The sequence below is a fragment of the Saccharopolyspora sp. NPDC003752 genome (assembly GCF_053605825.1).
On the sequence record NZ_JBSGJZ010000002.1, the window covers coordinates 419344 to 439535 of the forward strand.

Below are 20192 nucleotides of genomic sequence, written 5' to 3' on the forward strand. Positions count from 1 at the left end.
TGCGGTGCGGGTAGCTGAACCTCAGACGCCGCCTGGACTGTGGGGCCCCGACTTGCGTATGACCAATGCGCGGCATCGGGGGCTGTCCTCGCCAGACGACGTCTGAGAACCCGCGGCGGTGCGAGTTGCGTAGGTGGGCTAAGCGGCTGCGCCGCTTCAAAACGAAGGGATTCAGATCAGGTACTGGCAGGTGTCTCGGGCCAGGAACCGGCCGTGCCCGGCCCGGCCCGTGTAGGTGCCGTCGTCGACGACGACCTCGCCGCGGGACAGCACCGTGCGGACCCGGCCGGTGATCCGCTTGCCCTCGTAGGCGTTGTAGTCGACGTTCATGTGGTGCGTCTCGGCCGAGAGCACGTGCTCGGCGTGCGGGTCGTAGATCACGATGTCGGCGTCTCCGCCGGGCGCGATCGTGCCCTTGCGCGGGTGCAGGCCGAACATCCGGGCCGGGGTGGTGCAGGCCAGTTCGATCCACCGGCGGCGGTCGATGCGCCCCTCCACGACGGCCTGGTGCAGCAGGTCGATGCGGTTCTCCACGCCCGGGATGCCGTTGGGGATCTTGGAGAAGTCGCCTCGGCCGAGCTCCTTCTGGTCCTTGAAGCAGAACGGGCAGTGATCGGTCGACACCACCGAGAGGTCGTTGGTGCGCAACGCCCGCCACAGGTCCGCCTGGTGCTCGGCAGGCCGCAGCGGGGTCGAGCAGACGTACTTCGCGCCCTCGAACTCCGGCCGGGCCAGGTCGTCGACCGTGAGGAACAGGTACTGCGGGCAGGTCTCGCCGAAGACGTTCAGCCCGTTGTCGCGGGCCCGGGTGATCTCGGCGACGGCCTCGGACGCCGAGACGTGCACGACGTAGAGCGGGGCACCGGCCACTCTGGACAGCTGGATCGCCCGGTGCGTCGCCTCCGCCTCCAGCAGCGGGTGTCGGACCTGACCGTGGAACCTCGGGTCGGTGCGCCCGGCGGCCAGCGCCTGCTGCACGAGGACGTCGATGGCGATGCCGTTCTCGGCGTGCATCATCGCGAGCGCGCCGTTGCCGGCGGCCTGCTGCATCGCGCGCAGGATCCGCCCGTCATCGCTGTAGAACACGCCGGGATAGGCCATGAACATCTTGAAGCTGGTGATCCCCTCGGCGACCAGCGCGTCCATCTCCTTCAGCGCCTCGTCGCCGATGTCGGAGAGGATCATGTGGAAGCCGTAGTCGATCGCGCACTGCCCGTCGGCCTTGGCGTGCCAGGCGTCCAGGCCCTCGCGCGGCGAGCCGCCGACCGGCTGGATCGCGAAGTCGACGATCGTGGTGGTGCCGCCCCACGCGGCGGCCCTGGTACCGGTCTCGAACGTGTCCGACGCGAACGTCCCGCCGAAGGGCATCTGCATGTGCGTGTGCCCGTCGACGCCGCCCGGGATGACGTAGTGCCCGGACGCGTCGATCACGGTGTCCGCATTGGACACCCACTGCTCGGCGACGGCGGGCGCGGCGATCGCGGCGACCTGCTCGCCGTCGACGAGCACGTCCGCGCGGGTCTCCTCGGTCGCGGTGATCACCAGGCCACCGCGGATGATCGTCCTGCTCATGATCGCCCCGCCTTCTCCAGTGCCGCCAGCAGGATCCGGCCGCCCTCGCGCGCCTCGGCCTCGGTGAGGGTCAGCGGCGGCGCGATGCGCAGGACGTTGCCCTCCAAGCCGCCCTTGCCGATGAGCACGCCGCCCCGGCGGGCCTCTTCCAGCACCTCGGTGGCGATCTCCGGCGCGGGCGTTCCGTCGGCGTGCGCCAGCTCCACGCCGATCATCAGGCCCTTGCCGCGCACGTCGACGACGGCCGGGATCCGGCCGAGCGCTCCGTCGAGCTGTTCGCGCAGCACGCCGCCGACGCGCGCGGCGTTGCCCTGCAGGTCGTGGGCGAGGAGGTAGTCGAGGTTGGCCAGCGCACCGGCCGCGGTGACGGGGCTGCCGCCGAAGGTGGAGATCGAGTTCGCCCGGACGCTGTTCATGATCTCGGCGCGGGCGATGACGCCGCCGACCGACAGGCCGTTGCCGATGCCCTTGGCGAAGGTGACGATGTCCGGCGCGCCGTTGGCGTCGTGCGCCTGCCAGCCCCAGAAGTGCTCGCCCGTCCTCCCCCACCCGGTCTGCACCTCGTCGCTGATCCACAGGATGCCGTGCCGGTCGAGGACCTCCTTGAAGCGGGCGAACATGCCGTCCGGCGGGGTGGCGAAACCGCCGACGCCCTGGATGGGCTCGGCGATCAGGCAGGCGACGTTGCCGTGCAGCTGCCCGAGCACGTCCTCCAGATCGGACACGCACGCGGCGGTGAACTCCGCGTCCGGCAGGCCGGCGAACGGGGTACCGCGCCGGCGGCTGCCGTGCACGTACGCCGTCTGCACCGGCGACAGGCTGGTCGGCGACCAGCCGCGGTTGCCGGTCACCGCCAGCGCCGAGAACGACCGGCCGTGGTAGCTGTTGCGCAGTGCCAGCACCTGGTTGGAGGCGCGGTAGCAGGTGGCCAGCAGCAGCGCGGTGTCGTTGGCCTCGGTGCCGCTGGTCGTGAAGAACACCCGCGGGTCGTCGATGCCCGAGAGCTCCGCGACCCGCTCGGCGAGCTCGATCATCGGCCGGTTCAGGTACAGCGTGGAGGTGTGCAGGATCCGGCCCGCCTGCTCGCCGACCGCCGCGGTCACCTCGGGCAGCGCGTGGGCGGTCATCGTGGTGAGGATGCCGCCGAAGAAGTCCAGGTACCGGTTCCCCTCGGCGTCCCAGACGTGCCGCCCCTCGCCGCGCTCTACGTCGATCGGCTCGTCGTAGTACAGCGCGAGCCAGTCCGGCAGCACCGCGCGGTGCCGCTTGGTCAGCTCTGCGTGCGTGCTCGTCATCGTCGCTCCTCTCACGGCTCGGTCAGCAGTCGGTAGGCGTCCGGGCGGCGGTCGCGGTAGAACGCCCACTTCTGCCGGACCTCGTCGATCAGGTCGAAGTCCAGGTCGCGCACCACGAGTTCCTCGTCGGTGCCGCTGGCCGGCTCGCCGACGAACTGCCCGTACGGGTCGACGAAGTAGCTGGTGCCGTAGAAGTCGTTGTCGCCGTACTCCTCGATGCCGACCCGGTTGATCGCCGCGATGAAGTACTCGTTGGCCACCGCCGCGGCGGGTTGTTCGAGCTTCCAGAGGTAGGAGGAGAGCCCGCGGCTGGTCGCCGACGGGTTGTAGACCAGCTGCGCGCCGGCCAGCCCGAGCGCCCGCCAGCCCTCCGGGAAGTGCCGGTCGTAGCAGATGTAGACGCCGATCCGGCCGACGGCGGTGTCGAAGACGGGCCAGCCGAGGTTGCCGGGGCGGAAGTAGTACTTCTCCCAGAACCCGGGCAGGTGCGGCAGGTGGTGCTTTCGGTACTTGCCGAGGTAGGTGCCGTCGGCGTCGATCACGGCGGCGGTGTTGTAGTAGAAGCCGGGCCCGTCGACCTCGTAGACCGGCACGACGATGACCATGCGGAGTTCCCGCGCCAGCGCGCACATCCGCTGCGTGGTCGGCCCGTCGGGCACCGCCTCGGCCCAGCGGTAGTGCTCCGCCTCCTGCACCTGGCAGAAGTAGGGGGCGTTGAAGACCTCCTGGAAGCCGATGATCCCGGCGCCCTGCCCGGCCGCGGCGCGGGCGTGCTTCTCGTGCTGGTCGACCATCGAGGCGGTGTCGCCGGTCCACTTCGCCTGGACCAGCGCCGCACGAACGATGTTGGGCATGGTTGCGCTGCACCCCTTCGGTCGGTGATGCCCTCTGGGACGACGTTCGGAGGGCGACCATGACGAGCCGGTCGGCCCGTCCATCGAAGGTATGACCAGTAGCCATGACGCGCAATGATCAAGCGATTGCGCAGTGTTCCCATTTCGGCGCGGCGGAACCGGGACACGTGCCGCGGCTAGGAGGAACGCCCGCGGAGCGGGCCCGGACCGCGTCCCCGAATTCCCCCGAGAAGGCGAAGCGCCGGTGTGTCGTGCACCGGCCGGTCAACTGCCGAGGCCGATGCCGCGGCTGTCGAGGAAGCGCAGCCAGCGGCCGCGGCGGCCGCCGTTCTCGTCGGCCCGGGCTAGGGCGCGGCGGGTGTACTGGACCAGCGGCCAGCGCAGGGGTTCCGGCGGGAACGGGATGGGACGGTCGCGCACCATGCTCAGCCGGGTGCGTTCGGTGTCCTCTCCCCACAGCAGGTCCAGCGCGGTCTGCGCGCCGAAGCGGGACGCCGCCACGCCCAGGCCCGTGTAGCCGACCGCGTGGGCGACCCCGCGGTCGCAGCCGATGACCGGCGTGAACCGGACCGTGGAGTCGATCGGCCCGCCCCAGCGGTGGGTGAAGCGCAGCCCCTCCAGCTGGGGGAAGGTCCGGAAGAAGTTCCGCGCCAGCGCGCGGTGCGCGGCGTCGTGCCGGGCCAGGGCCGGATCGGTGCGGCCGCCGTAGTAGTACACCGCGTCGTAGCCGCCCCACAGGATCCGGCCATCCGGTGTCGGGCGGTAGTAGTGGAAGCGGTTGGCGCCGTCGGTGACGCCCTGCCGCTCCCGCCACCCCAGCGAGTCCCACCGCGGTGCCGACAGCGGCTCGGTGACCAGGACGTAGTCCCAGATCGGGAGCACGTACCGGCGGATCGAGCGCAGCGGCGCGGGAAACGCGTTGGTCGCGAGCACGACGCCGCCGGCCCGCACCGTCCCTTGTGGAGTCTTCAGCCGGACCCCGGCGTCGCGGCGCAGCGCGCGCACGGGGCTGCCTTCGTGGATGCGCACCCCGAGCCGCTGCGCCGCCGCGGCGAGACCCCAGGTCAGCCTCGCCGGGTCGACGAGCCCGCCCGCGTCCGGCAGGCGCACGCCCGCCCGGTAGGTCGGCGAGTTCACGTCCGCGCGAATGCCGCCGGCGCCCAGGAACCGCGCCGCCATCCCGTGCTCGCGGTACAGCTCGGCCTCGTCGCTGAGCTCCTCGACCTCGTGGGGCTCGGTCGCGACGCTCGTCTTGCCGCACAGCCGGAAATCCGCGTCGATCGCCTCGTCCCGCACGAACTCGCCGATAGCTCGGAGGTTCTCCCGCCCCAGGCGCACCAACCGGTCGTTCTCCGCCGGCCAGCAGAAGCGGCCGTGGGCGAGCCCGTGCGTCAGCGACTCCGACACGAAGCCGCCGTTGCGGCCGCTGCCGCCGTGCCCGAGCCGGTGCGCTTCCAGCAGCAGCACGTCGAGGTCCGGCCGCCGCCGCTTGGCCAGGATCGCCGCCCACAGCCCGGTGAATCCGCCGCCGACCACGACGAGATCCGCGCGGTCGTCGCCGGTCAGCGGTTCGCGCGGGGCGGGCGCGTCCGCGCGATCCGTCCAGTACACGGCGATTTCGGCGTCGCGCAACGCCGGGTCGAGCTCGTCCATCCGGCGCTAGTCCCACCACGGGCGGTAGCCGACGCCGTGCTTCGCCGCGCGGCTGACGTCTCGGCGCAGCTCCCGGGTTTCACGCGCGACGCCGGGCGGGAAACCGTGCTTGATCGCCCGGTGCTCGGCGGTCTCGCCCATGTAGCAGACCGAGTAGAACAGCCCGACCAGCAGACCCAGCAGGATCGAGGTGAGCCGGATCCACAGCGGACCGGGCATCAGCACGAGGAGGCAGAAGGGCGCCAGCTGGGTCAGGGCGCGGGCGAAGTGCCGCAGCACCCAGGTCGAGCAGGTGACGTCGTGCAGCACCCACTCCGCGCACCGGTCCGGCAGCCTGCCGCCGAAGGCGTACCAGACCCACTGCGCCGGATTGGGTCGATTGGTCGCCATGTTCTCCAGGCTAGTCTTCGCGATTCCGGTCACCAGCCGTCCATTCGGCCGGATCCGAGGACGCGGCAATCCTAGGCCCGGCCGGGCACGGCAACCTCATCCGGCCGGAAATGCGTCCCGCGACACACCTGGGGGATACCGGTAACGAAGGCCGCCCCTGATCGATGTTATGGGCAGAAGGGGTGAGTGATCGTGTTCGTCGTCGTTGTCGCCTTGTTGCTCGTGCTTGTCCTGGGTGCCGTCATGTTCACCGACGTGCTGGACCGCAAGGGTTCGCCGAGCCGTGGCCTGAAGAACGCGGTGGCCCAGTTGCGGCGGGACATCCGCCTGCTCGGCCACCGCTGATCGTCCAGAGTGGACTCCGGCCTCGCCTCGCGGCGAGGCCGTTCCCGTTCCCGGCCCCACCACCTGCAGCCCTCCCACCAGCGATGATCTTGCGAATCACCGACCAGGGGGGCTGGCCACGCCAGCCGGCGGTGACGTAGGGTGCGACCGGCCGCCATCACTCGTTTGGGTGAAGGCGACGCCGCGAACAGACCAATCGGCCGGACAGGTGGGGTGGCAGAAGTGGGTAATTCGTCGTTGCCGCGAGCCCGCACTCGGGGCCGCCACCGGCGGGTGGAGCCCAAGACGTGGCAGCACGCCACTCCCCCGCGGGTGATCGGCTACGCGGTCGCGGTGTTCCTCACCGTGATCGCGGTCAGCAGCGCCTACCACCGCACCGACGCGCCGCAGGCAGCCCCGGCGCCGGCCCCGCAGCCGGCCGCCGCCCAGCCCGCCGCGCAGTTCCTCGCTCCGCAGGTCACGGCCACGGCGCCGGACCTGGCTCCCGCGACGCCGGAACCACGGCTGCTCGCCAGCGAAACCCCGGCCTCGGCTCCCGCCAAGACACCGGTCGCCGAGCAGCAGACCGAGGAAGCCCCGGAGACAACGAAGGCGCCGAAGGCGACCACCCGTACCGCGGCGACCTCGCAGCCCGAGGAGCCGACCCGGACCACGCAGCCGTCCGACGAACCGGCGCCCACCACGCAGCCGTCCGAGCCGCCGAGCGAGACCGCCCCGCCGTCGCAGTCCGAGCCGCCGAGCAACTCCGGGCCCGAACGCCCGGGCCTGCTGCCCACGATCGGCGGGATCGTCGACGGGCTCACCGGTCCGCTGCTGAAGCCGTAGCCGTCGCGACCTCGGCACCCCGGTGGGACAGTTGATCCGGAGGTGCCGAGATGGACACAGTCGCGATCACCGGCGGGACCGGACACCTCGGGCGCGAGCTGGTGCGCCTGCTCAAGCCCGCGCACCGGGTGCGGATCCTGACGCGCCGGCCCGGCACCGATCCCGAGCTGGAGTGGGTGCAGGGCGACCTCGCCACCGGTAACGGGGTCGCCGAAGCGGTGGCCGGTGCAAACACCGTGGTGCACGCGGCGACGTGTTCCCCCGTCGCCCAGCGCGGTTTCATGCACCCGGTCGACTTCTGGCGCAGCCCGCCCGACGTCGACGTCGACGGCACCAGCCGGTTGCTCGAAGCCGCCGCGGCGGCCCAGGTCCGGCACTTCCTCTACGTCTCCATCGTCGGCGTGGATCGGCCGGCCATGCCCTACCTGCGGCTGAAGCACACCGCCGAGGAGCTCGTCAGCGTCGCCGACGTGCCGTGGTCGATCGTGCGGGCGACCCAGTTCCACTGGCTGCTGGACCGGATGCTCAACCGCGCCGCCCGGCTCCCGGTGCTGCCGCTGCCGGGCGCGCTGCCCACGCAGCCGGTCGACACCCGCGACTTCGCCGAGTACCTGGTCGAATGCATCCGCGATGGCGCCGGGCAGCGGCGGGAGGACTTCGGCGGCCCGCAGGTGCTCACCCTCCGCGACGCGCTGCGCACCTGGCAGCGCGTCCGCGGCACCGACCGCCGGGTGATCAACGTGCCCGCGCCGCGGCGGCTGCGCCGGATCGCCACCGACATGACCTGCCCCGGCGGTCGCCGCGGCAAGATCAGCTGGGCGGACTGGCTGCAGTCGCACCCCGCTGAGTGACCGCCGCGCGGCGGGCTCCGGCCGCTCTCCTACGATCTGAGGCGTACGGAGTACGGAGAGGGCGCGATGGCGACGGAGTACAGCGGCGGCGGAGATCCGGCACGCAGCCTGGCGCTGCTGTGGCGGACGCAGGACGGGCCGACCAGCGGGCGCAAGGGGCGGTCCGATCTGGGCGTGGGCCGGATCGTGCGGGCGGCGATCGAGATCGCCGACACCGACGGGCTCGCCGCGCTGTCCATGCGCCGGGTCGCCGACCACCTCGGCGTCGGCACCATGTCGCTGTACACCTACGTGCCGGGCAAGGCCGAACTGATCGACGTCATGCTCGACACCGCCTACGGCGAGACCGCCCGCCCCGAGCCCGGCCCCGCCTGGCGAGACCGGTTGGCGCAGGTGGCGCGGGAGAACTGGGCGATGTACCACCGGCATCCGTGGATGCTGCAGGTCGCGGCCGGGCGCGCCGTGCTCGGGCCGAACGCGATCGCCAAGTACGACTACGAGCTGGGCGCGGTCGCGGAGCTCGGGCTCGCCGACGTCGAGATGGACTCCCTGCTGAGCCTGGTGCTGGGGCACGCCGAGGCCGCCGCCCGGCGGTCGGTGGAGATGGCGCAGGCCGAGCAGCGCAGCGGGATGAGCGACGAGCAGTGGTGGCAGGCGCACGCCCCGCTGCTCGGGCAGCTGGTCGACCCGCAGCGCTACCCGACGGCCACCCGGGTCGGCGCCGCCGCGGGCGAGGCCCACGGCTCGGCGCACAACCCGGAGCACGCCTTCGAATTCGGCCTGCAGCGGATCCTCGACGGCATCGAGGCGTTCGTCGCGGGCCGCGGCTAGCGGTCAGGCGATCTCGACCGGCCTGGACCCGCAAACCTGGCCGGCACGGGTGGATAGGCTTGAACAATGGTCCAACCAAAGGCAGAGCGGTCGATCATGGCGCTGGCCGACCTGGCCACCCCCATGGCGATCCGGGTGGGGGCGACGCTGAGCCTGGTCGAACACGCAGGGGGTGAGGGCGCGACGGCGGAGCAACTCGCCGCCAGAACCGGAACCGCGACGCAGGCGATGCGATGCCTCCTCGATCACCTGGTCACGATCGGCGCATTCGATCTCGATGCGGACTCCGGCCGCTATCGGCCCACGAGTCTCGGCGCCCAGATGGGCGAGGACGCCCCGGAAGGGGTCAAACCCCTGCTCGACATCACTTGCGCGGGTGGTCGCGGCGAACTCGCCTTCGTCGATCTCCTCGAGACGGTCACCACCGGCGCGCCCGCCTATCCGCACCGGTACGGGCGCGATTTCTGGGCGGACCTCGACGCCGATCCGAAGCTGCGGCGCACGTTCGACGCCCAGATGAACTGGCGGTTCCGCGAGCAGGCGCCGCAGATCGCCACGAGCTTCGACTGGAACCGCTTTCCCGACATCGTCGACGTGGGCGGCGGCGACGGGCCGTTGCTCATCGAGATCCTGCACGCCCATCCCGGCGTCAGGGGCCGGATCCTGGACCTGGCATCCACGGCGACCGCTGCCGCCGGGAGGTTCGCGGCCCTCGGACTCGAGGACCGGGCGAGCGCTGTCGCCGGCAGCTTCTTCGACCCACTGCCCGCGGGAGCCGACGCCTACCTGCTCTCCGACATCCTGCACGACTGGGACGACGAGCACGCCCGAAGGATCCTGGCCGAGTGCCGGCGGGCGGCCACCCCGAACGGCACCGTGGTGGTGATCGAGCCGGTGCGGGGCCACGGGGTAGGCACGGCCATGGACCTGTTCATGCTGATGTGCTTCGGCGGCAGGGAAAGGACGGTCGACGAGTTGACCGAGCTCGCCGCCGGCTGCGGGCTCCTGCTCCACAGCTCCGTTCCGGTGACGGAAGGGCGGATGGCACTGGAGTTCAGAGTCGCGCCCGATCTTGCGGATGAACCGCCGCAGGCCCGGTAGCGCTCTGACGTTGCCCCGCATCATCACCTGTACGCCAGTTCGACCTCTCCGACGGACAACGCCGTCGCGCGCGGGCTGACAGCCGCCCAGTGATCGACTGCAGTACGCACTTTCGGGAGTCAACCGAGAGCCGAATTTTCAACCAGTGCAGCGCGACAAGCGCCGCTAGGAGGAGCGGTTCAGCGCGGCTTTCAGGGTCTCGCGGGTGTCTTCCGGAGTGAGCGCGTCGGAGGTGAGGCGGTGCAGAGCGGCGCTGTGGACCTCGACGTCCTCGGGTTTGTCGAGGTAGAGGGCGCCGCAGAGATGTTCCAGGTAGACGATGTCGGGGATTTCCGGCTGGGCGAAGCGCAATAGCGTGAAGGGGCCCTCCGCGCCGGAGCGGCCGACGTCAAATGGCAGTATCTGCAGCGAGACCGCGGACATCGTGGTCGCCTCGAGCAGATGCTCGATCTGCTCCCGGAGCACGTCCGGGCCGCCGATCGGCCGGTACAGCACCGATTCGTCGATGACCGCCCACAGCCGCGGCGGCTTCGGCCGCGTGAACAGCTTCTGGCGCTGCATGCGCAGCCGTACTCGCCGGGCCACCTCGTCATCCGGGAAATCCGGGCGGCCCTGGGTGGCGACCGCGCGGGCGTACTTCTCGGTCTGCAGCAGGCCGGGCACGAACTGGATCTCGTAGGTCTGGATTCGGGAGGCCGATTCCTCCAGGCCGACGTAGTCCTGGAACCACAACGGCATCAGATCGTTGAAGCGGTGCCACCAACCAGGTTCGTTGGACCGGCGCACCAGGTTCAAAAAGGACTCGTGCTCCGCCTCGTCGGTCACCCCGTAGAGGTCAAGCAGGTCAGCGACGTCGCGCTCCTTGAAACCGACCCGGCCCAGTTCGAGGCGGCTGATCTTCGATCCGGAACCGCGGATGGCGTAACCAGCGTCCTCCCGGGAGATCCCTCTCGCCTCGCGCAACCTGCGCAGCTGGGTACCCAGTACAAGACGCCGAGCAGTGGGTCCGCCTTCCGTGGCACTGTCCTCGGCCACGTGAGACCTCCTCCACAGGGGGCTGCAACGCCAGCATGGTAGCCGACCCGCGCAGCCGGCATCCCTCAAGTTGACGACCGGCAACGCGACGTTCCTGCGGCTGCCGCGGTTGCTGGACCACCTCGAAAAGCTGCCGACCGGCAAGCCCGTTCACCTGGACCTGACGACTATCCGGCACCTCGACCGGGCCTGCCATCAGGCCGTCGAGCACTGGGTCGCGCAACGACGGCGCAGCGACAGCACCGTCGAAGTGGCCCTGTCCGCCCGGGTCGGCTGAGGAGGACGTAGCGGACGAGCCGGCGGAGACGCTGGGTGCGGGATCTCCCCGCACCCAGCGCCCTGGCCGTTGCGGGGCGTTGGCGTTGTCGTACGAGGGGTGGCCGGTGGCGCGGCCAGGCCGTCGGTGAGGCGATCAGCTCAGCTTCCGCAGTGCTGCGCGCACTGCGGCGAGGCTGGCGTTGGGTTCGTCCCAGAAGACCATGTGCCCGGCTCCGGGGACTTCGACGAGTTCGGCGGAGGGATTGGCCTTGGCGGCTTCCTCCGCGCCGGCGGCGGTGACGACCGGGCTGTCGGCTCCGTAGAGGAGAACCGCGGGGGCGGGCACTTTGGGCCAATGGGCGAAGAAGTCCTCGGATTCGAACCCGGCGTGAGTTGCCGCGATCGCGGTCCGCGAGCAGGAGGACAGCCAGCGGGCGCGCAGCTCCTGTTCCCTGCGGGGCCAGCGCGGCCAGGACTGCGCCACCTCGTCGGCGTTGGTGCCGTCGCGGGCTTGGTCGAGTTGGCGGAGGAAGGCTTCGAGGGTCGTGGGGTAAGGATCCCTGCCCGGGCCGCTCATCGGGGGGTCGACCAGAACGGTCCCTCGCAGTTCGTGATGGCCGGTGGTCGCGGCCAGCGCCGCGATCCGCGCACCCATGGAATGTCCGAGCAGGATGGGGCTTTCCAGCTGCAGCCCGGACACGACCGCATCAACGTCCGCGGCGTAGCCGGCGAGGTCGTAGCCGTGCAGTGCAACCGCACCGTTCGCCGCGATGGGTTCGGGCGGGTTGTCGGAGAGTCCGCGGCCTCGGATGTCGAGCACGAGTGGGCGCACGAGGTCGGTCAGTTCTCGCGCCACGAAGTCCATCGTGATGGCGGGGCTGGTGATGCCGGGAAGGATCAGCACCGGCACGCCGTCGGCCGGGCCGTAGTCGAGCAGGTGCAGCCGGAGTTCTCCCGAACGCACCCAACGGCTCACCGCGGGGACGGCGCCGAGATCGGCCAACGCCGGTTGGCTCATGGTGCGGGCGGTCGGTGCTTCGGTCGGGATCGACGGGAGGGACGTGGTCACGAGTGGCCTTTCCGTGTCGGCGAGTCGGCTCAGCGTTCGGCGCGCTACCCGGCCGCCGGTGCGAGGGGTGCGGCGGTGTTGTCGAGGTAGGCCAGGGCGTCGTAGAGGCCGATGACATCGGCGTACTTGGCTTGCAGGTCGAACAAGGCGGCATCGTGCGGGCCTTGCGCTCGGTCACCGCAGGCTTCTCGCACGACGAGGGTGTTGAAGCCGCACTGCACGGCATCGACCGCGGTGGCGCGGACGCAGCCGGAGGTGGTGGCGCCGCAGACGAGCAGCGTGTCGGTGCCCAGGCTGGTCAGCAGGGTGGCCAGGCCGGTTCCGTGGAATGCGGAGGCGCCCTTCTTCAGGACGAGGTGGTCGCAGGCCTGCTGCTCGAGCCGGGGATCGAGAGCGACCTCTTCGCTTCCTTCCCGCAGGGCTCGCATGCCCGGAGCTTTGCGGAGCCAGGCGATGGAGTCGCCGTCGGCCTCGGCGGGCGTGTAGCTGATCGCGGTGTGGATCACCGGCACGTCGTGTTGCCGGGCCGTGGTCGCGAGGACGGCCGCCGCGGTCACCTCCCGGGTGAGGTCGGATCCGGAGGCGAAGCCGGGTTCGGTGAATCCGCGGGTCAGGTCGACCACGACCAGTGCCGGGCGGCTGCCGCGGGGAACAGCGGCGCCGAACCCGGCCCGGTCGTAGGTGGCATCGGTCTCGGCCCCGTGCAGGCCGGCGGATCGGTGGTCATCGACGGGCACGCTGCAACTCCTTGATCAGTTTGTCCTGGGTGCGGATCCGGCCGAGCAGCCAGCCCTGGAAGAACCCGAGCGCTGCGGCGGCCGCCAGCGCGGCGTATCGCCGGGTCTCGGGCGGAAGCAGCATCGCCAGCCCGTCGAGGCTGTCGTTCGCGGCGGGGCTCGCGGCCGGAGCGGGCGCGACGCCGTTGCTGCCCGGGGTTCCGAGGGCCGGTTCCGGGGCTGCGGCGCTCGGCCCCTGCTGCAGTTGAACGGCGAGGTTGCGGGCGAACTGGTCGAGCAGCCGGTTGGACACGGTGCTGATGGCGCCTTTGCCGAACTGGGCGAGCTTTCCGCGCACGGACAGGTCGGTGCGCAGGTTGAGCGTCGCTCCCCCGGGAGCTTCGAGCACGGTCAGGGTGACATCGGCCTCGGCGTCGCCGTTGCCGTGGCTGTCCGCTCCCCGCGCGAGCAGTCGCAGCCGGCGATCAGCGGCAGCGACCTCGCTGAACCTCACCGTGCCGGAGTAGGCGGCGCTGATCGGGCCGACCTTGAACTTGACGCGGCCGCGGTAGGTGTCGCCGTCCCGCCCGTCGAGGGTCGCGCCGGGCAGGCAGCCCGCCACCCGCTCGACGTCGTTGATCAGGGTGAACACGGCATCCGGGTCGGCCGGGACTTCGAGTTGGTTTTCCAGGATCACGGTGTCGCTTCTTTCTCGGCAGGGATGCCGGCCGGGCAAGCAGGTTCGGTGTCCGAAGTGGACCGGCGGCGCTCAGCGGTCGCGGCGATCGCGTCGACGATCGTCTGGTAACCCGTGCAGCGGCACAGGTTGGCCGAGACCGCTTCGCGGATCTCCTCGCGGTCGGCGTCCGGCTGCTGCGCGAGGAAACCCTCGGCGAGCATGAGGAATCCGGGAGTGCAGAACCCGCACTGCAGTCCGTGGTGGTCGCGGAAGGACCGCTGCAGATCGGAGAGCTCCCCGTCCTCGCCGAGCGACTCGACCGTGCGGATGTCGCTGTTCTCGGCTTGTACGGCGAACATCAGGCAGGCCCGCACCGGTTCGCCGTCGACGAGGACTGTGCAGGCCCCGCACACCCCGTGCTCGCATCCGACGTGGGTGCCGGTGAGACCGAGGTCGTGGCGCAGGGCGTCGAGCAGGGTCTTCCGCGGTTCGACGAGGGCCTCGTGCGTCGCACCGTTGACGTTCAGCCCGATCAGGTGTCGCTCGCTCATGACGGGGTGGTCGCCTCCTCTCGGCTGGACAACTGCGGGGAAATGGCCGCGTCCAGCGCGGCCAGCACGGTCTGCGGGTGCACGGGCGTGGTGTCGAGTTCGACTCCGGTGTGGCGCAGTGCGTCGTTGATCGCGTTCAGCACGGCGGCCGGCGCACCGATGGTGCCGCCCTCTCCGGCACCCTTGGCGCCGCTTTCGGTGAAGGCACAAGGTGTTTCGAGGTGGGTGACGGTGATGTCCGGGATCTCCGTCGCGGTCGGCACGAGATAGTCGATGAAGCTGGCGGCCGAGGGCTCGCCGTTGTCGGCGTAGGTGACCTCCTCGAACAGCGCTCCGGCGATGCCCTGGGCGATCCCGCCGCGGCACTGGCCATCGACGACCTGCGGGTGGATCAGCACTCCGCAGTCCTCCACGCAGGCGTAGCGCAGGATCTTGATCCGGCCGGTGCCCGGATCGGCCTCGACGACCACCGCGTGGGTGGCGTTGGAGAACGTGCCGTCACCGGCGACGTCGAAGCTCGCGGTCGCCGTCAACGTCGGTTCGACGCCCTTGGGCAACAGGTGGCTGCGCAGATAGGCCACGTCCGCGATGTCCTCGAAGGACACTCGCTGCGCGGGGTCGTCGATCTGGACGACTCCCCCATCGCCGTCCAATCGGACGTTGTCCGGGCGCGTCTTGAGCAGGTGCGCGGCGATGGTGCACAGCAGCTCGCCGAGCCGTCCGGCCGCGACGGACACGGCCGACCCGCCGATCGTCACCGACCGCGAGGCGAAGGTTCCCCATCCGTAGGCGATGCGCTCGGTGTCGCCCTGCCGCAGCTTGACCTCGTCCAGGTCCAGTCCCAGCCGGTCGGCCACGATCTGGGCGAGGGTCGTCTCATGCGACTGCCCGTGGTTCATCGTGCCGCTGGTGACCACCACCGACCCCGTGGTGTCCATCCGGATCTCGGAGACGTCGAAACCGGGGACCACCTGCATCTTGCGCTTGGCGAAAGCGTCGGAACCGTAGCCGGTCCGCTCCGAGAAGCAGCAGTAGCCGATGCCGATGTGCCGCCCCTCGGCGGCGGCCCGCTCCCGGAACCCGTACCAGCCCTCATCGCGGAGGGTGGCCTCGGCGAGGTCGAGCGATTCCCGGTAGGTGCCAGGATCGTAGGTGACGTCGTTGACGCCGGTGTAGGGGAATTCGGTGATCACGTTGCGCCGGCGGACCTCGACCGGGTCGATGCCGAGTTCACGCGCGGCGCGCTCCATGACGCGTTCCATCGCCATGACGTACTGCGGACGGCTGACCCCGCGGTAGGGCGCGGTCGGCGCCTTGTTGCTGGTGATGGCGCGGCCGCGGACCCGGTAGGCGGGCACCTGGTAGACGCCCGGCATCTCGGCGGAGGCCATCAGCGGTTCGATGCCGGCCGTGAACGGGTAGCAGGAGTAGGCGCCCATGTCGCAGACGACGTCGACGTCCAAGGCGGTGATCCTGCCCTCGGCGTCGAACGCCGCGCGGGTGCGGTAGCGCTGCTCTCGGGCCAGGAATGCGGCGGTCAGCGCCTCCCTGCGGTCCTCGATCCACTTCACCGGGCGGTCCAGCTTCCGGGCCGCCGCCGCGACCGCGATCTCCTCGCGGCCGACCACGCACTTCTGGCCGAATCCGCCGCCCATGTCGGGGACGGTGACCCGCACGGTGCGCTCCGGGACGCGCAGCGAGCGGGCCAGCACCGTGCGCACCTGGTGCGGGACCTGCGTGCAGGTCTGCACCAGCAGCTGGTCGTCGCGGTCGTCCCAGGAGGCGACCACACCGCGCGTTTCCAGCGGCAGCGCGTTCTGCCGCCCACTGCGCGTGACGACCTCGACCACGCACCCCGGTCCGGATTCGGCGGCCTCGAACGCGGTGTCGACACCGGGTGTGTCGAACATCGACACGTCGAGGAGGACGTTCCCGGGCGCTTCCTCGTGCACGAGCGGTGCGTCCGCGGCGAACGCGGTCTCCTCCGAGACGACCGCGCCGAGGGGTTCGTAGGTCGCCACCGCGGCTTCGATGCCGTCTTCCACGCTGTAGGGGTCGCGAGCGATGACCACGGCCACCGGTTCGCCGACGAAGCGCACCTTCTCCTTGGCGAGGATGGGCATCGCGGTGGGCGCGAACTCCTCCGGCGGGCGATCGAGCAGCGCCACGATGTCGCCGAGGTCGAGGTCCTCAGCGGTGTAGGCGGCGACGACGCCCTCGACCTCGCGGACCGCGGAGAGGTCGATGCCGAGGATCCGGCCGTGCGCGACGGTGGAGCGGACGAAACCCGCGTGCAGCATCCCGCTCAGCTGGACGTCGTCGATGAACCGCCCCCGACCGCGCAGCAGGCGGGGGTCTTCGCGCCGGGGGACGGCGGCCCCGACCCAGCGCTTCCCGTCGGGCTGCGGAGATCCGTGTCGGACACCGGTATCGCGCCCGGTCATCGGGTCTCTCCTTTCTCCCACGCCTCGTGCAGGGCCTGGGCGACGAGCGTCCGGGTGAGCCGACGGCGATAGGCGCCGGTACCCGCTGCGTCGTCGGGTGGATCGATGGCCGCAGCGGCAGCCTCCCCGCACGCGGTGAACAGATCCGGCCCGGGGACACCACCGGCCAGCACGGCCTCGGCCTCGGGTACCCGGATGGGCGCCGGGGCCACGCCGCCGAGCACCACCCGGCCTCCGGTCAGCGGACCCGCTTCGGCGACGGGGTCCGCGTCGAGCACGACCGCTGCGTCGACGGTCGCGAAATCCCCGTGGCGGCGGGCGAACTCGGTGAGCGCGGCTCGCGGCGCCGGGCGCGTGAAGCGCACTTCCACGACGACCTCGTCGGGTTCGACGGCCGTGGCGTAGAACCCGTAGAACATCTCCGCGGCCGGGATCTCCCGTTGCCCGTTCGGGCCTTCGGCGACGATCACGGCGTCGAGCAGCAGGGCGAGCAGGCACCACTCGGCGGTGGCGTCGCCGTGCACGATGCTGCCCGCGACGGTGCCGCGCGAGCGGATCGGCAGGTGGCCCACCCACCGCATGGCCCGGGAGATCACGTCGAACTCCGGCCCCAAGGTGCGGCCGGCGATCTCGACCGCACGATGGGTGCTCAACGCCCCGACCCGGAGTTCCGGGCCGTCGCGCCGGATCGAGCTCATCGCCGGATCGCGGCGCAGCAGTCCCATGTCGACCAGGACCGTCGGCCGGGCGAGCCGGAAGTTCATCATCGGTATCAGGCTCTGGCCGCCGGCGATGAGCTTCGCCTCCTCGCCCGCTGCGGCGAGTTCGCCGAGCAAGCCGACGGCATCGGCGACGTCATGCGCCCGGTGGTAGCTGAACGCAGCGGGCTTCACGCGGTCAACCTCCTCGTTGTTGGATGCCTGGAACGGGTTTCGCCGTCAGCGCGCCGAAGTCTCCGTAGTGGCAGCGGCTTTCACGACCGTCGGCTCGGCACCGAGATCGGTGATGCGGTCGAGTTCGCGACCTCGGGTCTCCGGCGCGGCGACCATCATGAACACGACCGCGGCCACCACGAGCACACCGAGCACCGTGAAGGTCAACGGCAGGCCCAGCACCGGCCACAGCACGCTGCCGAACAGCAGCGGGGCGAAGCCGGTGACGGCGCGGCTCGACGACGACGCCCAGCCGAAGCCCGAGGCGCGCAGCTCCGTCGGGTAGAGCTCGGAGACGTAGGCGTACATGACCGGGATGACCACCAGGGCGAACAGACCGAAGGCGCCGATCGCCACGACTGCCAACGCAGGCGTCCCCAGCAGCAACGAGAACACCACCAGCATCACCGACATGATCGGCCCCGCGGTCGCGATGACCCGCTTGCGGCCCACCCTGTCCACGACGAGCACCGCCAGTGCGACGCCGACGATGCCCACCGCGTTCATCAGCGCGGTCGAAGCGAAGGCCGCGATCTCGCCGAAGCCCTCCGCCTTCAGGATCGACGGCATCCAGCTCAGCGCGGCGTAGTACACCAGCATCACGCTGGTGAACAACGTCCACGACATCGCGGTGATCCGCGGGTTGAAGGCCCACACCCGGCGAAGCTGGTCGAACGCTGCCGCCAGTGCCCCACCGCGGGTGTCCTCCGCGACCGCCGCCGGAATCACGTAGGGCTCCGGCTGCGCTCCGGTGCGCCGGACGAGATCGTCGATGACCGCGCGAGCTTCTTCCTCACGGCCCTTGCGGACCAGGTACAGCGGAGACTCCGGAACACCGCGTCGCACCCAGATCAGCAGAAGCGCCGGCAGGATCATCAGCACCAGCATCCAGCGCCAGTTCCCGTGCACCGGGACCAGCAACGTCGCCGAGACGCCTGCCAGCGTGGTCCCCACCGGCCACCAGCCGTCCATCGCCGAAAGCACCCGTCCCCGTTGTCGGCGGGGTGAGAACTCGCTGACGATCGCGTAGTCGACCGGAATGCACCCACCGAGACCGACGCCGGCGAGGAAGCGCAGGAGCAGGAAGATCTCAAGGTTCGGCGACAGCGCCCCGACTGCGGAGAACAGCGCGAAGAGCAGCAGCGTGATGCTGAACGCCCGCTTGCGGCCGATGCGGTCGGCCACCGTCCCCCAGGCGACCGCACCGACCGCCATGCCGATCAGGTTGGCGGTGGCCACCAACCCCTTCTGGCCCGGTGACAGCCCGAACTCGGTCCCCACCAGCGGGGTGAGGAAGCCGTTCAGCGCGACGTCCCAGGCATCGAACATGTAGCCCAGCCCGCCGATCAGGAAGATCTTGCCTTGCACGTTCCATCGCCAGGGCAGGTCCTGGACGACTTGGTCTCCGGTACGCATGAGTCACTCCGTTGCGCTGTAGCGGCGTCACGCGTCAGCGTGCGAACTGGTAGTGGATGGATTCGGTGTCCGGGTCCGTGAGCGGGCTGCCGTTCCACAGCCAGTCGTAGGACACGTCGGACTCACCATCGAAGCGACGCAGCTTGTCGTCGCGTTCACGCTGCTCCGGGCCATCGGGCAGGTGGTAGAAGCTCATGTTCTGCAGGGACGCATCCTGGACCATGCCCGCGTGCTTCGCCCGTCGATCGACGTAGCGGACCAGGGCCGCCTCGATCCCGTCGCGAGTCACCCGGCCGAGCTCCTCCGCGAGCACGGCGGCGTCCTCCATCGCCTGGGAAGCGCCCTGCGCCTGGTAGGGCAGCATCGCGTGGCAGGCATCGCCGAGCAGGGCGACCCGCCCGTCGACCCAGACCGGGTCGCGGCGCCGGCGATACATCGCCCACACCGACACGTCCTCGTCCTTCGCCTTGGCCAGCACGGCCGGAACGCGGTCGTCCCAGTCCTCGTACTCCGCGGCGAGCTGCGCCGCGGTCGCCGGGCCGCTCCAGTCCCGGGCGATCTCCTCGGTGCACGGGACGATCGCGACGATGTTGAGGTACTGACCGCCGCGGATCATGTAGTGCACCAGGTGCTTGTCCGGGCCGTACCAGATCGTGGAGTGGAAGCGGTCCACGAGGAACCGGGTCGCCGGGTCGGCGGCCACCAGGTCGCCGGGGATCAGCGCGCGGTAGGCCATCTCCCCGGAGAACTCCAGGGTGTCGTCGAATCCCGCCAGGTCCCGCACCGCGGACCGGATGCCGTCCGCCCCGATCACGAGATCCCCGGCGAACCGGCGTCCATCAGCGGTCAGCACCGCCGGGCGCGCCGGATCGGTGCGATCGAGATCGACCACCTGCGCCGAGGTGGCGACCTCGACCACCGGGCCGGGCCCGGTCGGCTCCAAGCACGCCTCCAGCAGGACGCTGTGCAGGTCGGCGCGGTGGTAGTGCCAGTAGGGCGCCCCGTACTGGTCGATCACCCGCTGCCCGAGCGGCAGCTGGGCGATGATGCTCCCGTCGGCCCAGCGACGGCGGACCTGGTCCTGGGGTTCGGTGCGCACGCGCTCGAGCTGAGCGCGAAGCCCCAGCCCGATCAGGATCCGGCTGGCGTTGGGCGCGGTCTGGATTCCCGCGCCGATCTCCCCCAACTGCGCCGCCGCCTCGACCACGGTGACCCGCAGGCCGCGCTGCCGCAGCGACAGCGCGGCGCACAGGCCTCCCAGGCCGGCACCGACAACAACGACTTCGAACGACTGGCTCGCAGCCACGCTGGCCTCCTCGTCCTCGCCGGAACCCGCGTCGGATTCAGGTGATCCGAACACGTACTATCCGGATAT

The 20192-nt window shown here is 70.8% G+C and carries 20 protein-coding genes; 6 read left to right on the plus strand and 14 right to left on the minus strand.

Annotated features, from left to right (window positions below; genetic code table 11):
* Nucleotides 1-171: 171 nt before the first annotated feature.
* The 5 genes from hydA to ACWEV3_RS04905 all read right to left on the minus strand — a co-directional run bounded on the left by hydA (nt 172) and on the right by ACWEV3_RS04905 (nt 5764).
* Nucleotides 172-1572, minus strand: coding sequence for a dihydropyrimidinase (gene hydA / locus ACWEV3_RS04885; RefSeq protein ID WP_452612602.1), 1401 nt, complete (start codon nt 1570-1572; stop codon nt 172-174).
* A complete protein-coding gene (locus tag ACWEV3_RS04890) occupies nt 1569-2867 on the minus strand; it encodes an aspartate aminotransferase family protein (protein WP_452612603.1) in 1299 nt (432 codons plus the stop codon). Before ACWEV3_RS04890 ends, hydA begins: the two co-directional genes overlap by 4 nt.
* 11 nt (nt 2868-2878) lie before the next feature.
* The gene (locus ACWEV3_RS04895) at nt 2879-3721 is read right to left on the minus strand and encodes a nitrilase-related carbon-nitrogen hydrolase (RefSeq protein WP_452612604.1); all 843 of its coding nucleotides are present in this window, start codon (nt 3719-3721) and stop codon (nt 2879-2881) included.
* A gap of 264 nt (nt 3722-3985) precedes the next feature.
* Nucleotides 3986-5374, minus strand: a complete 1389-nt coding sequence (locus ACWEV3_RS04900; RefSeq protein WP_452612605.1) for an NAD(P)/FAD-dependent oxidoreductase — start codon at nt 5372-5374, stop codon at nt 3986-3988.
* A gap of 6 nt (nt 5375-5380) precedes the next feature.
* Nucleotides 5381-5764: a DUF5313 family protein gene (locus ACWEV3_RS04905; RefSeq protein WP_358575907.1), complete on the minus strand. Its 384-nt coding sequence runs from the start codon at nt 5762-5764 to the stop codon at nt 5381-5383.
* Nucleotides 5765-5950: 186 nt separating this feature from the next.
* Between ACWEV3_RS04905 and ACWEV3_RS04910 the strand changes: the two genes are divergently transcribed.
* The 5 genes from ACWEV3_RS04910 (at nt 5951) to ACWEV3_RS04930 (ending at nt 9717) form a co-directional block, all read left to right on the plus strand.
* Nucleotides 5951-6109, plus strand: coding sequence for a hypothetical protein (locus ACWEV3_RS04910; protein ID WP_358575908.1), 159 nt, complete (start codon nt 5951-5953; stop codon nt 6107-6109).
* A gap of 222 nt (nt 6110-6331) precedes the next feature.
* Nucleotides 6332-6934: a hypothetical protein gene (locus tag ACWEV3_RS04915; protein ID WP_452612606.1), complete on the plus strand. Its 603-nt coding sequence runs from the start codon at nt 6332-6334 to the stop codon at nt 6932-6934.
* Nucleotides 6935-6984: 50 nt separating this feature from the next.
* Nucleotides 6985-7785, plus strand: coding sequence for an SDR family oxidoreductase (locus ACWEV3_RS04920; RefSeq protein WP_452612607.1), 801 nt, complete (start codon nt 6985-6987; stop codon nt 7783-7785).
* A 66-nt stretch (nt 7786-7851) separates the two neighbouring features.
* On the plus strand, nt 7852-8616 hold the full coding sequence (locus ACWEV3_RS04925) for a TetR/AcrR family transcriptional regulator (RefSeq protein ID WP_452612608.1): 765 nt from the start codon (nt 7852-7854) through the stop codon (nt 8614-8616).
* Between the two features lie 66 nt (nt 8617-8682).
* Nucleotides 8683-9717 carry a methyltransferase gene (locus ACWEV3_RS04930; protein WP_452612609.1) on the plus strand — a complete coding sequence of 345 codons (1035 nt, stop codon included), beginning with the start codon at nt 8683-8685 and terminating at the stop codon, nt 9715-9717.
* A 165-nt stretch (nt 9718-9882) separates the two neighbouring features.
* Here ACWEV3_RS04930 and ACWEV3_RS04935 read toward each other — a convergent pair whose 3' ends face one another.
* Nucleotides 9883-10752, minus strand: coding sequence for a helix-turn-helix domain-containing protein (locus tag ACWEV3_RS04935; RefSeq protein ID WP_452612610.1), 870 nt, complete (start codon nt 10750-10752; stop codon nt 9883-9885).
* Between the two features lie 70 nt (nt 10753-10822).
* Between ACWEV3_RS04935 and ACWEV3_RS04940 the strand changes: the two genes are divergently transcribed.
* Nucleotides 10823-11029: a hypothetical protein gene (locus tag ACWEV3_RS04940; protein ID WP_452612611.1), complete on the plus strand. Its 207-nt coding sequence runs from the start codon at nt 10823-10825 to the stop codon at nt 11027-11029.
* Between the two features lie 135 nt (nt 11030-11164).
* Here the strand turns inward: ACWEV3_RS04940 and ACWEV3_RS04945 are convergent, their stop codons facing one another.
* The 8 genes from ACWEV3_RS04945 to ACWEV3_RS04980 are packed head-to-tail and all read right to left on the minus strand — an operon-like array spanning nt 11165 to nt 20123.
* Nucleotides 11165-12079, minus strand: coding sequence for an alpha/beta fold hydrolase (locus ACWEV3_RS04945; RefSeq protein WP_452612612.1), 915 nt, complete (start codon nt 12077-12079; stop codon nt 11165-11167).
* A 44-nt stretch (nt 12080-12123) separates the two neighbouring features.
* Nucleotides 12124-12816 (minus strand): isochorismatase family protein, encoded by a 693-nt coding sequence (locus tag ACWEV3_RS04950; RefSeq protein WP_452612613.1) that lies wholly within the window; start codon nt 12814-12816, stop codon nt 12124-12126.
* Complete coding sequence (locus tag ACWEV3_RS04955) at nt 12803-13492, minus strand: SRPBCC family protein (protein WP_452612614.1); 690 nt, start codon at nt 13490-13492, stop codon at nt 12803-12805. Before ACWEV3_RS04955 ends, ACWEV3_RS04950 begins: the two co-directional genes overlap by 14 nt.
* Nucleotides 13489-14025, minus strand: coding sequence for a (2Fe-2S)-binding protein (locus ACWEV3_RS04960; RefSeq protein ID WP_452612615.1), 537 nt, complete (start codon nt 14023-14025; stop codon nt 13489-13491). The genes ACWEV3_RS04955 and ACWEV3_RS04960 overlap by 4 nt, the downstream gene beginning before the upstream one ends.
* Nucleotides 14022-16469 carry a xanthine dehydrogenase family protein molybdopterin-binding subunit gene (locus ACWEV3_RS04965; RefSeq protein WP_452612616.1) on the minus strand — a complete coding sequence of 816 codons (2448 nt, stop codon included), beginning with the start codon at nt 16467-16469 and terminating at the stop codon, nt 14022-14024. The genes ACWEV3_RS04960 and ACWEV3_RS04965 overlap by 4 nt, the downstream gene beginning before the upstream one ends.
* A complete protein-coding gene (locus tag ACWEV3_RS04970; protein ID WP_452612617.1) occupies nt 16466-17362 on the minus strand; it encodes an FAD binding domain-containing protein in 897 nt (298 codons plus the stop codon). Before ACWEV3_RS04970 ends, ACWEV3_RS04965 begins: the two co-directional genes overlap by 4 nt.
* Nucleotides 17363-17407: 45 nt before the next feature.
* Nucleotides 17408-18817 (minus strand): MFS transporter, encoded by a 1410-nt coding sequence (locus tag ACWEV3_RS04975; RefSeq protein ID WP_452612618.1) that lies wholly within the window; start codon nt 18815-18817, stop codon nt 17408-17410.
* Between the two features lie 34 nt (nt 18818-18851).
* Nucleotides 18852-20123 carry an FAD-dependent monooxygenase gene (locus tag ACWEV3_RS04980; RefSeq protein ID WP_452612619.1) on the minus strand — a complete coding sequence of 424 codons (1272 nt, stop codon included), beginning with the start codon at nt 20121-20123 and terminating at the stop codon, nt 18852-18854.
* Between the last annotated feature and the right edge of the window lie 69 nt (nt 20124-20192).

Coding starts and splice junctions, on each gene's coding strand:
- ACWEV3_RS04925 (WP_452612608.1), top strand. CDS start 7,852: ATGGCGACGGAGTACAGCGGCGGCGGAGATCCGGCACGCAGCCTGGCG.
- ACWEV3_RS04965 (WP_452612616.1), bottom strand. CDS start 16,469: ATGACCGGGCGCGATACCGGTGTCCGACACGGATCTCCGCAGCCCGAC.
- hydA (WP_452612602.1), bottom strand. CDS start 1,572: ATGAGCAGGACGATCATCCGCGGTGGCCTGGTGATCACCGCGACCGAG.
- ACWEV3_RS04895 (WP_452612604.1), bottom strand. CDS start 3,721: ATGCCCAACATCGTTCGTGCGGCGCTGGTCCAGGCGAAGTGGACCGGC.
- ACWEV3_RS04905 (WP_358575907.1), bottom strand. CDS start 5,764: ATGGCGACCAATCGACCCAATCCGGCGCAGTGGGTCTGGTACGCCTTC.
- ACWEV3_RS04930 (WP_452612609.1), top strand. CDS start 8,683: ATGGTCCAACCAAAGGCAGAGCGGTCGATCATGGCGCTGGCCGACCTG.
- ACWEV3_RS04975 (WP_452612618.1), bottom strand. CDS start 18,817: ATGCGTACCGGAGACCAAGTCGTCCAGGACCTGCCCTGGCGATGGAAC.
- ACWEV3_RS04960 (WP_452612615.1), bottom strand. CDS start 14,025: ATGAGCGAGCGACACCTGATCGGGCTGAACGTCAACGGTGCGACGCAC.
- ACWEV3_RS04920 (WP_452612607.1), top strand. CDS start 6,985: ATGGACACAGTCGCGATCACCGGCGGGACCGGACACCTCGGGCGCGAG.
- ACWEV3_RS04890 (WP_452612603.1), bottom strand. CDS start 2,867: ATGACGAGCACGCACGCAGAGCTGACCAAGCGGCACCGCGCGGTGCTG.
- ACWEV3_RS04900 (WP_452612605.1), bottom strand. CDS start 5,374: ATGGACGAGCTCGACCCGGCGTTGCGCGACGCCGAAATCGCCGTGTAC.